Genomic DNA, 512 nt, shown 5'->3' on the forward strand with positions numbered 1-512 from the left:
AGTCTAAGGGGCCTAGCTATACTAGGTGTTATTTTGTATCATATTAATTTTAATTGGATGCCTGGAGGATTTTTAGGGGTTACTGTATTTTTTGTACTCTCAGGTTATTTAATTACAGATATTCTAGCGATGGAGTGGAAGAGAAATAAGAGAATTGATTTGAAGAAATTCTGGATTAGTAGGGCAAGGAGATTGCTTCCAGCAATGTTTGTTATGCTCGTTATAACGTTGGCATGGATTACGATTTTTCATAGCTCTTTACTTGAAAAAATGTGTGGAGATTCATTAGCGGCGTTATTTTATGTTAGTAACTGGTGGTATATCTATCATAAATTATCGTACTTTGATAATTTTAACCAGCTTTCTCCATTGAATCATTTTTGGTCGTTAGCAGTTGAGGAACAATTCTATGTTGTCTGGCCGTTTATCATTAGTTTAGGACTTTACCACATAAAAAAACAATCCCGTATGATTTTATTGATTTGTCTGGGAGCTGTTGCTTCAGCTTTAGC

Annotated in this window: 1 protein-coding gene; it reads left to right on the forward strand. The window is 34.6% G+C overall.

Going from position 1 to position 512, the window contains the following annotated elements:
- Positions 1-512: acyltransferase family protein (locus JDS80_RS30715; protein ID WP_199640820.1), on the forward strand; the 512-nt coding region annotated here is incomplete at both ends.

The organism is Bacillus cereus group sp. N8 (assembly GCF_016483685.1).
Classification (GTDB): domain Bacteria; phylum Bacillota; class Bacilli; order Bacillales; family Bacillaceae_G; genus Bacillus_A; species Bacillus_A proteolyticus.